Origin of the sequence: Cupriavidus sp. WKF15 (genome assembly GCF_029278605.1) — a bacterium.
In the GTDB taxonomy this organism is placed as follows: Bacteria; Pseudomonadota; Gammaproteobacteria; order Burkholderiales; family Burkholderiaceae; genus Cupriavidus.
Genome location: NZ_CP119572.1, coordinates 2,589,350 through 2,604,879 on the forward strand (window position 1 = coordinate 2,589,350; position 15,530 = coordinate 2,604,879).

The following is a 15,530-nucleotide window of genomic DNA, read 5'->3' on the forward strand; positions in this document are numbered from 1 at the left end:
TCAGTCTTCAGACCCGGTATTGTAGCGAAGCGCTCAGGACGCTGAAGTCACTCGGCCGACGCGGGTCGGGGATGTCCTCGCCGGTCTGGCGGTCGAAGAAGCGCACCGGGTAGCCGCGCGACTGCAGCCAGTCGGCCACCGCGAAGCCCGTGCCGGCCGACCAGATGCGCATGTCCTCGGGCGCCACCAGCTTGTATTCGGCCAGCTCCTCGGACAGCGCGATGTCGCCGTACGCCTTCACGTGGTAGGCAATGATGAGCTCGTTCTTGCGCATGAACTCATAGACGCCGATCAGCGACACGGCCTCGGTATCGAGGTTGGTTTCTTCCTTCAGCTCGCGCGCCACCCCGAGTTCCGGTGTCTCGTCACGCTCGAGGAAACCGGTGACCAGCGCGAACATCTTCTGCGGCCAGGCTGCGTTGCGCGCCAGCAGCAGCTTGCCTTCGTACTCGACCACCGCGGCCAGCACCGGCAGCGGGTTGTTCCAGTGCACGAAGCCGCATTCCGGCTGGACGCAGGCGTGGCGTTCGCGCCCCGACAGCGGCAGCACCTCGAGCGGCGCGCCGCATTGCGGGCAGAATCGGTATTGCATCAGGGGCTCCTCGGTGTCTCGTTATGTTCTGCTACCGGCCGGTATCTTACGCCTGCCCGCGCATTTCAGCAGGCGCCGCAGGCCGCGCGCATATCGGCCGCGAGGGCCTCGACGGTCTCCGGCTGCAGGTCCCACGCGCACATGAAGCGGCAGCCGCCGGCACCGATAAACGTGTAGAAGCGCCAGCCTTTTGCGCGCAGCGCCTCGATCGCCGGCAACGGCAGCTCGGCGAACACGGCGTTGGACTCGGTCGGGAACATGATGCGCACACCGGGAATGCCGGCGATGCGCGACTGCAGCAGTTGCGCCATGGCATTGGCGTGACGCGCATTGGACAACCAGACATCGTTCTCCAGCAGCCCCAGCCACGGCGCCGAGATGAAACGCATCTTCGATGCGAGCTGGCCGGCCTGCTTGACGCGGTAGGCAAAGTCCTCGGCCAGGCGGCGGTCGAAGAAGACCACCGCCTCGCCCACCGGCAAGCCGTTCTTGGTGCCGCCGAAGCACAGTACATCCACGCCGGCACGCCATGTGATCTCGGACGGATGCACGCCGAGCGAGGCCACCGCGTTGGCAAAACGCGCGCCGTCCATATGCACGCGAAGCTGGCGGCGCTTGGCGATCGCGGCGATCGCGCGGACCTCTTCGACCGTATAGACCGTGCCGACCTCGGTGGACTGCGTCAGCGACACCACCTTGGGCTTCGGATAGTGGATGTCCGAGCGCCGCGTCACCAGCGCCTCGACCGCGTCGGGCGTGAGCTTGCCGTTCTCGCCCGGCGCGGTCAGCAGCTTCGAGCCGTTGGAGAAGAACTCCGGCCCGCCGCACTCGTCGGTCTCGATATGCGCCAGCTCGTGGCAGATGACCGAGTGGTACGACTGGCACAGCGCCGACAGCGCCAGGGAGTTGGCGGCAGTGCCGTTGAAGACGAAGAACACTTCGCAATCGGTCTGGAACAGGTCGCGGATCCGGTCGCAAACCTTCTGCGTCCACGAATCGTCGCCATAGGCCTGCTCATGCCCGGTGCCGTTGGCCTCCAGGAAGTACTTCAGGGATTCCGGGCAAAAGCCGGCGTAGTTGTCCGAGGCGAAATGCTGCATGGTCATCTGCGGGTCTGGCGGTGTGGGTCTGGCGCGATTACGTCTTGTCAGCCCACAGCTCGCCGCCGGTGGCCCAGTTCTCGCGCTTGACGTCGGTGATGATGATGTCGACGGCCGAAGCGGTGCAGCCCAGCGTCTCGCAGGTCACGCGCGTCACTTCCTCGACGAACTTGCGCTTCTGCTCGACGGTGCGGCCTTCAAACATCTCTACGTGGAAAGTCGGCATCTATGACTCCTTGTGTTGGCTTTGCCTGTATCTGCGTATCGGGGGAAACCGGGGGCGTTCAGTCCCGGTACGAGGGATCGATTCTATCGAGTTTGCGCAGCAGCGCCGGCCACTCCAGGGTGCCTTCGACGGCGCCGTTGTCGTAGAGCTGCCCGGATGCCTTGTCGGCGACGCCCGGCGCGGGCCGCACCAGCCGGCCGCCGGCCTGCGCACCGATCTGGATTTCGCAGGCCTTGATCAGCGTCGCCATCAGCACATAGGCTTCGGCGACCGTGCGGCCCACGGTCAGCGTGCCGTGGTTGCGCAGCAGCATGGTCTGCTGCTGGCCCAGTGAAGCTGTCAGCCGCGCGCCCTCGGCGGGCGTGAACGCCAGGCCCTCATAGTCGTGGTATGCCATGCGGCCGTGGAAGCGCATGGCATGCTGGGACAGCGGCAGCAGCCCTTCCGCCTGCGCGGATACGGCAATGCCGGCGGTGTTGTGCAGGTGCATGACGCACATGGCGTCCGCACGTGCCGCATGCACCGCGGCGTGCAGCGCGAAGCCGGTGACGTTGACGGGATGGACGGTCTCGCCAAGCACCTCGCCGCGGCCATTGATCTTGACCAGATCCGATGCGCGGATTTCCTCGAAGGCGAAGCCGAACGGATTGATCAGGAAATGACCGGGCTCGCCGGGCACCGTGGCCGAGATGTGGGTATAGATCAGGTCATCCCAGCCCTGCAGGGCGGACAAGCGGTAAGCAGCGGCCAGGTCCACGCGGACGCGCTGCTCTTCCGGCGTGACTGGGCTGGGTGCGCCGGCGGCGCGCGCCGGCTGCAATGAGAAAGACATGGGGGTCGCTCCAGCGCCGCCCGGTGTTCGTGGTGCCGGCGTTGGTCCCGGCTTGGTGAATCTGGGGTCCGCAAAAGGGCGGCGAAGGCGTTACTGTAGCGCAGTCTGCCGCGTTACCTGCATGGGCCATGCGTGGCGCATCCAGACGAACATCACGGCACCGGCGAGCAGCGCGGCCGCGGCGCACGCCAGCGAACTGGCAAAGCCACCTGAACGCGCAACGAGTGCCGTGGCCAGCGGCGGGCCGGCAATCTGGCCCAGGCCATAGGACGCCGTCATCAGGCCCATCAGGCGCGGCGCCTGCGGGCCCCACAGCCGGCGCGCCTCGCGCATCGCGAACGACACCAGCGCGGTGAACGGCAGGCCCGCCAGCAGGCTGCTGACGGCAAACCCGGCGACGGTCGGGAAGACCACGGCGATCGCGACACCCAGCGCCTGCATGGCGTAGGACCACGCGAGCAAGCGGCGGTTGTCGTGAGCTATGCCGACGCGCGTCGCCGCAAAGGCGCCGATCGACACGCCGACACCGAAGACCGGCCAGAACAGGTCGGCCCAGACGGAACCTGGCATCGCCTGCCGGGCAATCACAGGCAGGAACGTCGCCGTGATGATGTAGCCGAATCCCGCCAGGCCGTAGGCCAGCGTCAGGGCCCAGGCCTCGCCGTCCAACCGGGCGCCATGGGCAGGCTCGCTTTCAGGCCGCGTTGCGGCCGCTCGCACCGTACCCCCGTCAGTGGCGAACACGCGCCAGACCGCCAGCACCAGCACGGCGCCCATGACCGTGAAGGCGACCCACCCTGCTACCGCATGCCAGCCCGCACCGACCATGGCAAAGGCGGAAACGCCCGTGACCACGATGCCGATGCCCGGCCCGCAGAAGATTAGCCCGCCCAGTGCCGGCTGTCCCAGGTCGGCGAGCCGCTGCATGCACCAGCCCGAGGTATAGACCAGCACCAGCCCGCTCGCCACGCCCGCGGCGGTGCGCCACAGCGACCAGGCCAGCATGCCGCCCGGCAGTGCCATGCCCAGCGTCAGCAAGACCGTGGCCACCAGCCCGAGCCGGATCATGCGCGCCGGATCCGGGCGGATGAACAGGCAGACGGCGGCGCCGACGAAATAACCGATGTAGTTCAGCGTGGCCAACCAGCCGCCTTCGTGCAGGCTGACCAGGCCATCGTGAAGCATCATTGGCATCAGCGGCGTGAAGGCGAAGCGGCCGACTCCCATGACCACGGCCAGCGAAGCCAGCCCTGCGAGCGCAATCGCCCACGCGCCCGGTTCGCGCCGCGCCATGTCGGTCGCCGCCGTGCCAGTTGTTGAAGCAGACATCACCTGACCGCCTTGCGGCGCTCCATGGTGGTTTCGCCGCCGAAGCAGCAGGTCTTGAAGTTCACGTACGGCATGTCGTCGTTCCTCCGTGTCGCAGCGGTGGCAAACCTGCCTGGATTCACCTATCCTACGCCGTGACGACCATCTTCAAAAATGAATTATCAAGATGCTTTTAATCTTTTCATGAGATGAAAAGCGAAACCTCCCGCCTGGAGCCACCATGGACTTAGCCGCACTCGAGATCTTCCGCACGGTGGTGGAGGCAGGTGGCGTCACACGCGCCGCCGAACGCCTGCACCGTGTGCAATCCAACGTGACCACGCGCATCCGCCAGTTGGAGGAATCGCTCGGGGTCGAGCTGTTCCTGCGCGACGGCAAGCGCATGGTGCTGACGCCGGCCGGACAGACGCTGTTCGACTATGCGTGCCGCATGCTGCGCCTGGCGGAAGAGGCACGCCATGCGGTGCTGCCGTCGCGTCCTCATGGGCGCCTGCGCATTGCGTCGATGGAAAGCACTGCCGCCAGCCGGTTGCCTGCCATGCTGGCCGCTTACCACCAGGCGTGGCCTGACGTGCAGCTTGAACTGGTCACGCTGGCGACGCGCCAGGCGCTGGAGGCACTGGAGCGCTTCGAGGCCGACTGCGCCTTCGTGGCCGAGCCGCTTGGCAACCCGGCGCTGGCATCCCGGCCTGCATTCGAGGAAGAACTGGTCGTGATTGCGCGCGCCGGCCACCGCCCGATCCGCAGCGCCGCGGACCTGGAAACGTCCACGCTGCTGGGTTTCGAGCCGGGCTGCAATTACCGCGCGCGGCTCGAGGCCTGGCACGCGGCGGGCGGTGCTGCGCCGCCGCGCGTGCTGGAGCTGAACTCCTACCACACCATCGTCGCATGCGCGGCGGCCGGCATCGGCGCCGCCATCGTGCCGCGCTCGGTGCTTGGCCTGTACCGCGACCTGCCCGCCATCAGCGTGCATGGCCTGGGCGAGGCCGGCCGCGTGCGCACGTTGCTGGCCTGGCATCCGGCCATGGCCAGCGCCGCGCTGGACGCGCTTGTCCAGGCCCTGCCGGCGCCCGGCGCTCCGGCCAGCAACCCGCCCCTGCCCGCCGCAGCCTGAGCCTCGCAGGCCGACCGGGACGTGCAGGATGTGCCCGGTCGCCTACACTGAAAGTGGCGCCACCACGGCACTCCCTGTGCCACGCCCTTTGCGATGAGATTCGCCATTGCGCGCCTCGCGCACCCCTGGCTCTATATCGGATTGCTGCTGGCCGGCTTCGCGCTCGCGGTGCTGGCAGCCGCCCCCGCCACGTCTGCGCCGGCTGCCGCAGGGGCAGGCGTCGGCTCCGTGTACGTGATCCCGCTCAAGGGCGCCATCGGCCCGGCCAGCGCTGGCTTCGTGATGCGCGGCATGACGCGCGCGCGCGAAGGCGGTGCCCAGCTCGTGGTGCTGGAAATGGACACGCCCGGCGGGCTCGACCTGTCGATGCGCGAGATCATCCAGGCCATCCTGGCCTCGCCCGTGCCGGTGGCCAGCTATGTCTTCCCGGGTGGCGCGCGCGCCGCGAGCGCCGGTACCTACATCCTCTACGCCAGCCATATCGCCGCCATGGCGCCCGGCACCAACCTGGGCGCTGCCAGTCCCGTGCAGATCGGCATCGGCGGGCCACAGAAGCCCGAGGCCATTCCGGCCTCTGCGCCCGCGAGCGAGCCGGCCGCGCAGGACACCATGACACGCAAGCAGATGCACGATGCCTCGGCCTACATCCGCGGCCTGGCGCAGTTGCGCGGCCGCAATGCCGAATGGGCCGAGCGCGCGGTGCGCGAAGCCGTCAGCCTGTCCGCAAGCGAAGCCGCAGAGCAGCGGGTGGTCGACATTGTCGCCACCGACCTGCCGGACCTGCTGCGCAAGCTCAACGGCAAGCACGTGACGGCCGCCGGCGCCGAGCGCGTGCTGCAGACCGGTCACGCCACGGTCGTGACGCTGGAACCCGACTGGCGCAGCCGCTTCCTGGCCGTCATCACCGAGCCGAGCGTCGCGCTGATGCTGATGATGATCGGCATCTACGGGCTGATCTTCGAGTTCTCCACGCCGGGCATGGTAGTGCCCGGCATCGCCGGCGCGATCTGCCTGCTGGTCGCGGCGTTCGCGCTGCACATGCTGCCCGTCAACTACGCCGGGCTGGCGCTGGTGGCGCTGGGCATCGGCTGCATGGTGGCGGAGCTGTTCCTGCCCACCTTCGGCGCGCTGGGCGTAGGCGGCATCGTCGCCTTTGCCTTCGGCGCGGTAATGCTGATCGACACCGACGTGCCGGGTTTCGGCGTGCCGCTGCCGATGGTCGCGGCGCTTTCCGCCATGTCCGCGGTCTTTGTATTCGGCATGTCCGCGATCCTGCTGCGCGCGCGCAGGCGGCCCGTGGTCAGCGGCGCCGACACGCTGGTCGGCAGCCGTGGTGAAGTGCTGGACGACCTGAATGAGGAAGGCTGGGCCCAGGTGCGCGGCGAGAACTGGCGCGTGCGCAGCGCCAGCCCGCTGGCGCGCGGCACGCCGGTGCTTGTCACCGCACGGCACGGCCTGACGCTTGACGTGATCGCCGCCGGCAGCGCCCCGCAGGCTGCGGCGCCCCCATCCCAACCGACGCCAGAGAAGGGAGCCTGACCATGGCCTACGGATTCAGCTTCGGCGGTGTGATCTTCCTGCTGGCATTGCTGGTGATCATGTCGTTCCGCGTGCTGCGCGAATACGAGCGCGGCGTGGTGTTCATGCTCGGGCGCTTCTGGCGGGTCAAGGGCCCGGGACTGGTGCTGCTGATTCCCGCCGTGCAGCAGATGGTCAGGGTGGACCTGCGCACCGTGGTGATGGACGTGCCGCCGCAGGACGTGATCTCGCGCGACAACGTTTCCGTGAAGGTCAACGCGGTGGTCTACTTCCGCGTGGTGGACCCCGAACGCGCCATCATCCAGGTGGCGAACTTCCTCGAGGCCACCAGCCAGCTCGCGCAGACCACGCTGCGCTCGGTGCTGGGCAAGCATGAGCTGGATGAAATGCTGGCCGAGCGCGAGAAGCTCAACCTCGACATCCAGCAGGCGCTGGACGCGCAGACTGACGGCTGGGGCATCAAGGTGTCCAACGTCGAGATCAAGCACGTCGACCTGAACGAAACCATGATCCGCGCGATTGCGCGGCAGGCCGAGGCCGAGCGCGAACGGCGCGCCAAGGTGATCCATGCCGAGGGCGAACTGCAGGCTTCGGAAAAACTGCTGGAAGCCGCGCAGATGCTGGCTCGGCAGCCTCAGGCGATGCAGCTGCGCTATATGCAGACGCTGACGCAGATCGCGGGAGACAAGAGTTCCACCATCGTATTCCCCCTGCCGATAGACCTGTTCGCGACCTTGCGTGCGGGTTCGTCCCAGGGTGAATAGTGCCCGACCAGTGTGCGCGCCAGGCACGACAAGGAGAACATCATGATGATCGCCAGATGGCAAATCGATGCCCGTTTCGGCCACAAGCAGGAAGTCATCGAACGGCTGCAACGCTGGGCGCGCGAGATCGCGCCGCAGATCGGCATGACCACGGGCCGGATGCTGACCGGCTCGATCGGCGCGCGCGAGGCTACCGTCGTGCATGACTGGGAAATCGCCGATCTCGGCGAACTGGAACGGGCTTGGGCCAAGCTGGCCACCATCCCCGAGCATGCAGCGTGGGGCAAGGAACTCGAGCCTCACGTGGTTTCCGGGACAGCGCGATGGGAGATCTATCGGATCGTGGAATAGCGGCTGCAGCGGGCCGAGGCCAATGAAAAAGGGCGCCGAAGCGCCCTTTCTTCAGTGCCGGAAAACCTCAAACCTTCGCCGACACCCACTCCGCCACGCCAGACAGCGCCTGCGGCAGATTGGCCGGCTCGGTGCCGCCAGCCTGCGCCATGTCCGGACGGCCACCGCCCTTGCCGCCGACCTGCTGGGCGACAAAGTTGACCAGCTCGCCGGCCTTGACCTTGCCCGTGGCATCCGCCGTCACGCCGGCGATCAGGCTGACCTTGCCGTCGGCCACGGCCGCCAGCACGATGGCCGCGCTCTGTAGCTTGTCCTTGAGCTTGTCCATGGTCTCGCGCAGCGTCTTCACATCGGCGCCGTCGAGCTGGGCGGCCAGCACCTTGAGGCCCTTGACGTCGACCGCCTGCGCGGCCAGTTCGTCGCCCTGCGAGGACGCCAGCTTGCTCTTCAGGCGCTCCAGCTCCTTTTCCAGCGCGCGGACCTGCTCCTGCACCTGGCCGATGCGCGGCACCAGTTCCGAAGGCTGGGCCTTGAGCGCGGCGGCGGCTTCGTTCAGCTTGGCGTCGAGCTTCTGCAGGTAGTGCAGCGCGTTGTCGCCGGTGATCGCTTCCACGCGGCGGATGCCGGCAGCCACGCCGCCTTCCACCACGATCTTGAACAGGCCGATGTCGCCGGTGCGGTGCACGTGGGTGCCGCCGCACAGTTCCTTCGAGGTACCGATCGACAGCACGCGCACGTCATCGGCGTACTTCTCGCCGAACAGCGCCATGGCGCCGCTCTTGACCGCGTCGTCGAACGGCATGACCTCCGCGTGCGTGTCTTCGTTGCGCAGGATCTCGGCGTTGACGATCTCTTCGACGCGGCGGATCTGCTCGTCCGTCATCGGCGCGTTGTGCGAGAAGTCGAAGCGGGTCTTGTCGGCATCGACCAGCGAGCCCTTCTGCTGCACGTGGCTGCCCAGCACTTCGCGCAGGGCCTTGTGCATCAGGTGGGTGGCCGAGTGATTTCGCACGGTGCGCGCACGGCGCAGTGCGTCCACTTGCGGCTGCACGGTGTCGCCGACCTTCAGCGCGCCGCCTGCCAGCGTGCCCTGGTGGCCGAACACTTCAGCCTGGATCTTGGTGGTGTCAGCCACGGCGAACACCGCATTGCCGGCCTTCAGCACGCCCTGGTCGCCGGCCTGGCCGCCGGATTCAGCGTAGAACGGGGTGTTGTCGAGCACCACCACGCCGGTCTGGCCCGGCTGCATGGCGTCGACCGCGGCACCGTCCACATACAGCGCGATGACCTTGGCCTGCGGCAGTTCCAGCTTCTCGTAGCCGTGGAACACGGTCTTGTCGCCCGAGTATTCCAGGCCCGCGGCCATCTTGAACTTGCCGGCGGCGCGAGCCTGCTCGCGCTGGCGGTTCATGGCGGCGTCGAACGCGGCCTCGTCCACGGCGATTTCCTGCTCGCGGCAGACGTCCTGCGTCAGGTCCAGCGGGAAGCCGAAGGTGTCGTGCAGCTTGAACGCCAGTTCGCCGTCGAGCGTCTTGCCGCCCTTGAGCTTCAGGTCGGCCAGCGCGGCATCGAGGATCGACATGCCGTTCTCGATGGTCTCGAAGAAGCGCTCTTCCTCGGCCTTCAGCACTTCGGTCACGCGGCCCTGGGCTTCAGCCAGCTCCGGATAGGCCTGGCCCATCTGCGCGACCAGGTCGGCCACCAGCTTGTGGAAGAACGGGGTCTTCTGGCCCAGCTTGTAGCCGTGGCGGATGGCGCGGCGCACGATCCGGCGCAGCACGTAGCCGCGGCCTTCGTTGCCGGGGATCACGCCGTCGACGATCAGGAACGAGCACGCGCGGATATGGTCGGCGATGACCTTCAGCGAGTTCTGGTTCAGGTTGTCGCAATGCGTTTCACGCGCGGCGGCCTTGATCAGCGCCTGGAACAGGTCGATCTCGTAGTTGCTGTGCACGTGCTGCAGCACCGCGGCAATGCGCTCCAGGCCCATGCCGGTGTCCACGCACGGCTTGGGCAGCGGCGTCATATTGCCCTGCTCGTCGCGGTTGAACTGCATGAACACGAGGTTCCACACCTCGATGTAGCGGTCGCCGTCTTCCTCGGGCGATCCCGGGGGGCCGCCCCACACATCCGGGCCGTGGTCGAAGAAGATTTCCGAACACGGGCCGCACGGGCCGGTGTCGGCCATCTGCCAGAAGTTGTCCGAGGCGTAGCGCGCGCCCTTGTTGTCGCCGATGCGCACGATGCGCTCGGCCGGCACGCCGACTTCCTTGGCCCAGATGTCATAGGCCTCGTCGTCCTCGGCGTAGACCGTCACCCACAGCTTCTCCGCCGGCAGCTGGTAGACCTTGGTCAGCAGTTCCCACGCGTACTGGATGGCTTCGCGCTTGAAGTAGTCGCCGAACGAGAAATTGCCCAGCATCTCGAAGAACGTATGGTGGCGGGCGGTGTAGCCCACGTTCTCGAGGTCGTTGTGCTTGCCGCCGGCGCGCACCGAGCGCTGCGCCGAGGTGGCGCGGCGGTACGGGCGCTTGTCGGTGCCCAGGAACACGTCCTTGAACTGCACCATGCCGGAATTGGTGAACAGCAGCGTCGGGTCGTTCGCCGGCACCAGGCTGGACGAGCGGACCACGGTATGGCCCTTCGATTCGAAGTACTGCAGGAACTTGCTGCGAATGTCGGAGACTTTCATGGGATGGCGGACGCTTCCCGCGGCATGCAGGGCGCGACGAATCAGTGTTGGATTTGCAAACCGTTGATTATACGGGCAAGCCAGCCCCAAAAGGACATGGCGGGGACATGGCGGCCGCAGCGGGTATGGCGCCGTGGGACCGGCCGGCTATCGCCCAAATCCGGCGACTAAAAGCGCCTCACGGGGCACTTGCAGACCCGTCTGCGCGGACCCCGGTGGTACATTGCAGGCTGTCCGCGCCGGCCGCGCCGTCGGCCCGGCAAGTCCCCCTTTACACCCCTGCATCCGGAGCCCCCTCACTGCCATGGGAGCCTTAAGCCATCTCCGCGTCCTCGACATGACCCGCGTCCTCGCCGGTCCATGGTGTGCCCAGAACCTTGCCGATTTCGGCGCCGACGTCATCAAGATCGAGCGGCCCGGCGCTGGCGACGATACCCGCACCTGGGGACCGCCCTGGCTCAAGGCCGAAGACGGCAGCGACACCGCCGAGGCCGCCTACTACCTCGCCGCCAACCGCAACAAGCGCTCGGTGACATGCGACATCTCCTCGCCAGAGGGCCAGAAGCTCGTGCGCGAGCTGGCCGCGCAGAGCGATGTGGTGCTGGAGAACTACAAGGTCGGCCAGCTCAAGAAGTACGGCCTGGACTATGAATCGCTGAAGGCGGTCAAGCCGGACCTCATCTACTGCTCGGTGACGGGCTTCGGCCAGAGCGGCCCTTACGCGGCCCGCCCCGGCTACGATTTCATCATCCAGGGCATGGGCGGCTTCATGAGCCTGACCGGCGAGCGCGACGACCTGCCCGGCGGCGGTCCGCAGAAGGCCGGCGTGGCCATTTCCGACCTGATGACCGGCCAGTACGCCACCATTGCCGTGCTGGCGGCCCTGGCGCACCGCGAGCGCACGGGCGAAGGCCAGTACATCGACATGGCCCTGCTCGACGTGCAGGTGGCGATGCTGGCCAACATGAACACCAACTACCTGGCCAGCGGCCAGGCGCCGCGGCGCTGGGGCAATGCACACCCGAACATTGTCCCCTACCAGACCTTCCAGGCGGCCGACGGCTGGCTGATCGTCGCGGTCGGCAATGATGGACAGTTCCGCAAGTTCGTGACCGATGGCGGCCAGCCCGGACTGGCCGACGACCCGCGCTTCGCCACCAATCCGCAGCGCGTGGCCAATCGCGACGTGCTGGTGCCGATCCTGGCCGACATGGTCCGCACGCGCACGCGCGCGCAGTGGATCCGCGACCTGGAAGCGGCCGGCGTGCCCTGCGGCCCGATCAACTCGCTCGACGAGGTCTTCGAGGACGAACAGGTCAAGGCGCGCGGCCTGCGCGTGGACCTGCCCCACCCGAGCGCCGGCGAAGTCAAGCTGGTCGGCAGCCCGATCAAGATGAGCGTCACGCCGCCCGAGGCATTGCGCCATCCGCCGCTGCTCGGCGAACACACCGACACGGTGCTGACCGAGGCGCTCGGCTACAGCGCCGAACAGATCGCCGCCCTGCGCGCCAAGGGCGTGGTATAAGAGCCACTTGCGCCGGAACCGGCGCAAGCAGTTGATCAGTCGTCCCCCGAAGCTGTTCCGCGCAGCCGGCACTGCCTGCGCCCGACGCCCTGGCGGGTCCGGGCCCGGCTGTTCGCGTCCGCGGACCCACCCGGAAATTCCATGCTGACCGATGCCCTGCTGGCCTTCTTCCACTTCCTGGCCATCTTCGTCCTGATCACGCTGATGGCCGCCGAGGCCGTGGTGCTGCGCCCCGACATCACGCCGGCCACCGTGCGCCGGCTGTCGATCTATGACGGCGTGTACTTCCTGTCCGCGATGGCGGCACTGGCGACCGGCCTGCTGCGCCTGTTCTATGGCGCCAAGGGCGCGGACTTCTACCTGCACAACCCGTGGTTCCACGCGAAGGTGACCGTGTTCGTCGTCATCGCGCTGTGCTCGCTGCCGCCGACCTTCGCGATCTCGCGCTGGCGCAAGCAGAGCCGCAAGCTGCCCGATTTCGTGCCGCCGCCGTCCGAGGTCAGGAAGGCCCGCCGCTGGGTCATGATCGAAGCCCACCTGGTGATCCTGCTGCCGCTGTGCGCCGTGATGATGGCGCGCGGCATCGGGGCAAGGTAAGGCGCTACCCCTGTTTTCCGTACCTCTGAAGTCGTCATGCTGAAGAAACTGCTTGCCGCCACTGTCGTCGCGGCCATGCTGCCCGCCGCGGCCTCCATCGCGGCCGTCCCGGCCACCGCCTACCCGTCCAAGCCGATCAAGTTCGTGGTGCCCTACCCGGCCGGCGGCCCTCTCGACACGGTCGCGCGCGCCATCGGCGAGAAACTGCGCGACAGCCTCGGCCAGCCGGTGGTGGTCGAGAACAGGCCGGGCGCCGGCGGCAACCTTGGCGCGGACTATGTGGCCAAGCAGCCGGCCGATGGCTACACCATCGTCATGGGCGCGGTGGCCACGCACGCCATCAACCCGACGCTGTTCAGCAAGATGCCGTATGACCCGGTCAAGGATTTCGCGCCGGTCACGCTGGTCGCGGACGTGCCCAATGTGCTGGTGATGCATCCGGGCAAGGCCGCGGAGCTGCATATCAACAATGTGCGCGAACTGGTCGAGTACGCGCGCAAGCATCCGGGCAAGCTCGACTATGCGTCGGGCGGCAACGGCAGCGCCGGCCACCTGTCGGGCGAGCTGTTCAAGAGCATGGCGAAGATCAGTATGGTCCATATCCCGTACAACGGCGCGTCGCCCGCGCAGTTGTCGGTCCTGTCGGGCCAGACCGACCTGATCTTCGACAACCTGGCCTCGGCCTCCGCCAATATCAAGGCAGGCAAACTGAAGGCATTCGCGGTCACCACCGCCAGCCGCGCAGCCGCCTTCCCGGAGCTGCCGACCATCGCGGAAGCGGGCAAGGGCCTGGGGCTGGAAGGCTTTGATATCTCCACGTGGTTCGGCGTGTTCGCGCCGGCCAATACGCCGCGCGAGATCGTCGAGCGGCTCAACCACGATATCGTCGCCATCCTGAAGACCGACGACATGAAGGCACGCCTTGCCCGCATCGGCGCCCAGCCGGCCCCCACCACGCCCGAACAGTTCGGCGCGCTGGTGCAGCGCGAGCTGAAGAAGTACGCGCAGATCGTGCGCGTATCGGGCGCGAAGGTCGACTAGGCCTGCGGCTTGCGGCGGATGCCCCAGCGCCGGATGCCCGTGTCGCTTTCGGGGCGGGGCAGCAGCATGCCGACCTGGATGATGCGCGGGCCTTCCATGCGCGCGGCGGTCAGGTGCAGGCCGGCGATCACGACGCTGTCGCCTTCCACCGGCGGCGAGATGAAGCTGGCCTGCATGGCGTCGGCGAGCGTCAGCGGGGACTCGGCGGGCGTCAGCGTACGATCCCCATAGAGCGCCGCCACGTCGCGCAGGAAGGCGTCGCCGGAGAGCAGGAAATCATGCGTCACCTGATCCCATGCCGGAGCGGGCCCCGGCGCCTGGAACAGTGCCGCGAGCCTGGGCAGCACCGTGGCGGGCGCCAGCACCGATACCGTGTCGCCGGCGCGCAACATGGTCTGCTCGTGCGGGGCCAGTGCATCGTCGCGCGCCACCGTCAGTAGCCGGCACCTCGGCGGCAGTTCAAGCTGGTCGGCCCGCACATTCTCGACCGGCGCGTTGACGCTGACCCGGAACTGCATGACCTCCATCGTCGGCCCATGGACGCCGCGCAGGCGCGAGCGCGCGAGCGGCTCCGGAAACCCGGGACGCAGCACGCGGGCCAGGCGCGCGGCAGGCGCCACGGTCGTCCCCTGCAGCAGCAGGCTGGCCAGCACCACGGCAAATGCCACGCGGAAGATCAGCCCCGACTCGGGCAATCCGCGCAGCAATGGAAACAGCGACAGCACGATGGGCACGGCGCCGCGCAGGCCCATCCAGGCGATGAAACCCTTTTCCCCCACGTTCAGCCGGAACGGCAGCAAGGCCAGGAATACGGCTACCGGCCGGGCCACCAGCATCAGGAAGGCGGCCACAGCTACCGCGGGCACGGCAATCTCCCAGATCCGGTGGGGCGCCACGAGCAAGCCAAGCAGCAGGAACATCGCCGACTGGGCCAGCCAGGCCATGCCGTCCATCGCGCGCATGGTGTCGGCAGTCACGGCGCGGTCCCGGTTGCCGACCAGCATGCCGGCCAGGTACACCGCCAGGAAGCCGCTGCCGCCCAGGCTCTGCGTGATGGCAAAGATCATCGCACCGCCGGAACAGATCAGGATGGCGTGCAGGCCTTCGGCAACCTCGATGCGCTCGAGCACATGGGCCAGGCAGTAGCCAAGCCCGAGCCCCAGCACGGCACCAACGCCGAACTGCACGGCGAGCCGCACGGCAAGCGCCAGCGGCGTCAGTCCGTTGGGCGCGGCGATCCACTCCATCAGGGTCAGCGTCAGGAAGATCGCCATCGGGTCGTTGATGCCCGATTCGATCTCGAGCACGCTAGCCACGCGATCCTTCAGCCGGATGCCGCTGCTGTGCAGCGTCGAAAAGACGGCCGCAGCGTCGGTAGAGCCCACGATGGCGCCCAGCAGCAAGCCCAGCTTCCAGTCGATGTCCAGGATCCACGCCGCGAACAGGCCCGCCAGGCCGGCTGTCACCAGGACACCCGCAGTGGCCAGCGCCAGCGACGGCCGCAAGGCCACACGAAACGTGGCGTAACTGGTGCGCAGGCCCCCATCGAGCAGGATCACGGCCAGCGCAAGGTTGCCGACCAGGAAGCTGAGCCAGGTGTTGGAGAAGCGGATGCCGCCCGGGCCATCGACGCCCGCCAGCATGCCGACCGCCAGGAAGACAAGCAGGAACGGCACGCCTGCGCGTGCGGAGAAGGCGCCCACCACGATGCCCAGCGACATCACGACGGCGCCGATCAGGATGACGTGGTCGACGCTCTCCAAACGGTGTCCCTTCTACTTTCGCCAGCTGCCGTTCTCAACCTTTCAGCACCTTGCAGCCAGTGCTG

Annotated in this window: 14 protein-coding genes; 7 read left to right on the top strand and 7 right to left on the bottom strand. The window is 67.6% G+C overall.

Features of this window, described 5'->3' with window-relative positions; genetic code table 11:
* Positions 1-7: 7 nt before the first annotated feature.
* The 5 genes from CupriaWKF_RS12070 to CupriaWKF_RS12090 all read right to left on the bottom strand — a co-directional run bounded on the left by CupriaWKF_RS12070 (position 8) and on the right by CupriaWKF_RS12090 (position 4,079).
* Entirely contained in the window at positions 8-592 is a 585-nt protein-coding gene (locus CupriaWKF_RS12070; RefSeq protein ID WP_276098104.1) for an NUDIX domain-containing protein, read from the bottom strand.
* A gap of 65 nt (positions 593-657) precedes the next feature.
* Entirely contained in the window at positions 658-1,692 is a 1,035-nt protein-coding gene (locus tag CupriaWKF_RS12075; RefSeq protein WP_211948776.1) for a low specificity L-threonine aldolase, read from the bottom strand.
* Positions 1,693-1,729: 37 nt separating this feature from the next.
* Entirely contained in the window at positions 1,730-1,918 is a 189-nt protein-coding gene (locus CupriaWKF_RS12080) for a 4-oxalocrotonate tautomerase (protein ID WP_276098105.1), read from the bottom strand.
* Positions 1,919-1,976: 58 nt separating this feature from the next.
* A complete protein-coding gene (locus tag CupriaWKF_RS12085; protein ID WP_276098106.1) occupies positions 1,977-2,750 on the bottom strand; it encodes a class II aldolase/adducin family protein in 774 nt (257 codons plus the stop codon).
* Positions 2,751-2,840: 90 nt separating this feature from the next.
* A complete protein-coding gene (locus tag CupriaWKF_RS12090; RefSeq protein WP_276098107.1) occupies positions 2,841-4,079 on the bottom strand; it encodes a YbfB/YjiJ family MFS transporter in 1,239 nt (412 codons plus the stop codon).
* A 220-nt stretch (positions 4,080-4,299) separates the two neighbouring features.
* Here CupriaWKF_RS12090 and CupriaWKF_RS12095 point away from each other — a divergent pair, with 220 nt between their 5' ends.
* From CupriaWKF_RS12095 to CupriaWKF_RS12110, 4 genes are all read left to right on the top strand, one after another.
* Positions 4,300-5,193 (top strand): LysR substrate-binding domain-containing protein, encoded by an 894-nt coding sequence (locus CupriaWKF_RS12095; protein ID WP_276098108.1) that lies wholly within the window; start codon positions 4,300-4,302, stop codon positions 5,191-5,193.
* Positions 5,194-5,286: 93 nt separating this feature from the next.
* Complete coding sequence (locus CupriaWKF_RS12100; RefSeq protein ID WP_276098109.1) at positions 5,287-6,732, top strand: nodulation protein NfeD; 1,446 nt, start codon at positions 5,287-5,289, stop codon at positions 6,730-6,732.
* Between the two features lie 2 nt (positions 6,733-6,734).
* Positions 6,735-7,496: a slipin family protein gene (locus CupriaWKF_RS12105; RefSeq protein WP_276098110.1), complete on the top strand. Its 762-nt coding sequence runs from the start codon at positions 6,735-6,737 to the stop codon at positions 7,494-7,496.
* Positions 7,497-7,538: 42 nt separating this feature from the next.
* Positions 7,539-7,847 carry a hypothetical protein gene (locus CupriaWKF_RS12110; RefSeq protein WP_276098111.1) on the top strand — a complete coding sequence of 103 codons (309 nt, stop codon included), beginning with the start codon at positions 7,539-7,541 and terminating at the stop codon, positions 7,845-7,847.
* Positions 7,848-7,914: 67 nt separating this feature from the next.
* Here the strand turns inward: CupriaWKF_RS12110 and alaS are convergent, their stop codons facing one another.
* Entirely contained in the window at positions 7,915-10,539 is a 2,625-nt protein-coding gene (gene alaS, locus CupriaWKF_RS12115; protein WP_276098112.1) for an alanine--tRNA ligase, read from the bottom strand.
* A 304-nt stretch (positions 10,540-10,843) separates the two neighbouring features.
* Between alaS and CupriaWKF_RS12120 the strand changes: the two genes are divergently transcribed.
* From CupriaWKF_RS12120 to CupriaWKF_RS12130, 3 genes are all read left to right on the top strand, one after another.
* Entirely contained in the window at positions 10,844-12,064 is a 1,221-nt protein-coding gene (locus CupriaWKF_RS12120) for a CaiB/BaiF CoA-transferase family protein (RefSeq protein WP_276098113.1), read from the top strand.
* A gap of 141 nt (positions 12,065-12,205) precedes the next feature.
* Positions 12,206-12,661, top strand: a complete 456-nt coding sequence (locus tag CupriaWKF_RS12125) for a DUF2214 family protein (protein WP_276098114.1) — start codon at positions 12,206-12,208, stop codon at positions 12,659-12,661.
* Between the two features lie 36 nt (positions 12,662-12,697).
* A complete protein-coding gene (locus tag CupriaWKF_RS12130) occupies positions 12,698-13,702 on the top strand; it encodes a tripartite tricarboxylate transporter substrate binding protein (protein WP_276098115.1) in 1,005 nt (334 codons plus the stop codon).
* Here the strand turns inward: CupriaWKF_RS12130 and CupriaWKF_RS12135 are convergent.
* The gene (locus CupriaWKF_RS12135) at positions 13,699-15,465 is read right to left on the bottom strand and encodes a potassium/proton antiporter (RefSeq protein ID WP_276098116.1); all 1,767 of its coding nucleotides are present in this window, start codon (positions 15,463-15,465) and stop codon (positions 13,699-13,701) included. The two genes, CupriaWKF_RS12130 and CupriaWKF_RS12135, sit on opposite strands and share 4 nt — an antisense overlap.
* Positions 15,466-15,530 lie beyond the last annotated feature (65 nt).

Coding starts and splice junctions, on each gene's coding strand:
- CupriaWKF_RS12070 (WP_276098104.1), bottom strand. CDS start 592: ATGCAATACCGATTCTGCCCGCAATGCGGCGCGCCGCTCGAGGTGCTG.
- CupriaWKF_RS12075 (WP_211948776.1), bottom strand. CDS start 1,692: ATGCAGCATTTCGCCTCGGACAACTACGCCGGCTTTTGCCCGGAATCC.
- CupriaWKF_RS12080 (WP_276098105.1), bottom strand. CDS start 1,918: ATGCCGACTTTCCACGTAGAGATGTTTGAAGGCCGCACCGTCGAGCAG.
- CupriaWKF_RS12085 (WP_276098106.1), bottom strand. CDS start 2,750: ATGTCTTTCTCATTGCAGCCGGCGCGCGCCGCCGGCGCACCCAGCCCA.
- CupriaWKF_RS12090 (WP_276098107.1), bottom strand. CDS start 4,079: ATGTCTGCTTCAACAACTGGCACGGCGGCGACCGACATGGCGCGGCGC.
- CupriaWKF_RS12095 (WP_276098108.1), top strand. CDS start 4,300: ATGGACTTAGCCGCACTCGAGATCTTCCGCACGGTGGTGGAGGCAGGT.
- CupriaWKF_RS12100 (WP_276098109.1), top strand. CDS start 5,287: ATGAGATTCGCCATTGCGCGCCTCGCGCACCCCTGGCTCTATATCGGA.
- CupriaWKF_RS12105 (WP_276098110.1), top strand. CDS start 6,735: ATGGCCTACGGATTCAGCTTCGGCGGTGTGATCTTCCTGCTGGCATTG.
- CupriaWKF_RS12110 (WP_276098111.1), top strand. CDS start 7,539: ATGATGATCGCCAGATGGCAAATCGATGCCCGTTTCGGCCACAAGCAG.
- alaS (WP_276098112.1), bottom strand. CDS start 10,539: ATGAAAGTCTCCGACATTCGCAGCAAGTTCCTGCAGTACTTCGAATCG.
- CupriaWKF_RS12120 (WP_276098113.1), top strand. CDS start 10,844: ATGGGAGCCTTAAGCCATCTCCGCGTCCTCGACATGACCCGCGTCCTC.
- CupriaWKF_RS12125 (WP_276098114.1), top strand. CDS start 12,206: ATGCTGACCGATGCCCTGCTGGCCTTCTTCCACTTCCTGGCCATCTTC.
- CupriaWKF_RS12130 (WP_276098115.1), top strand. CDS start 12,698: ATGCTGAAGAAACTGCTTGCCGCCACTGTCGTCGCGGCCATGCTGCCC.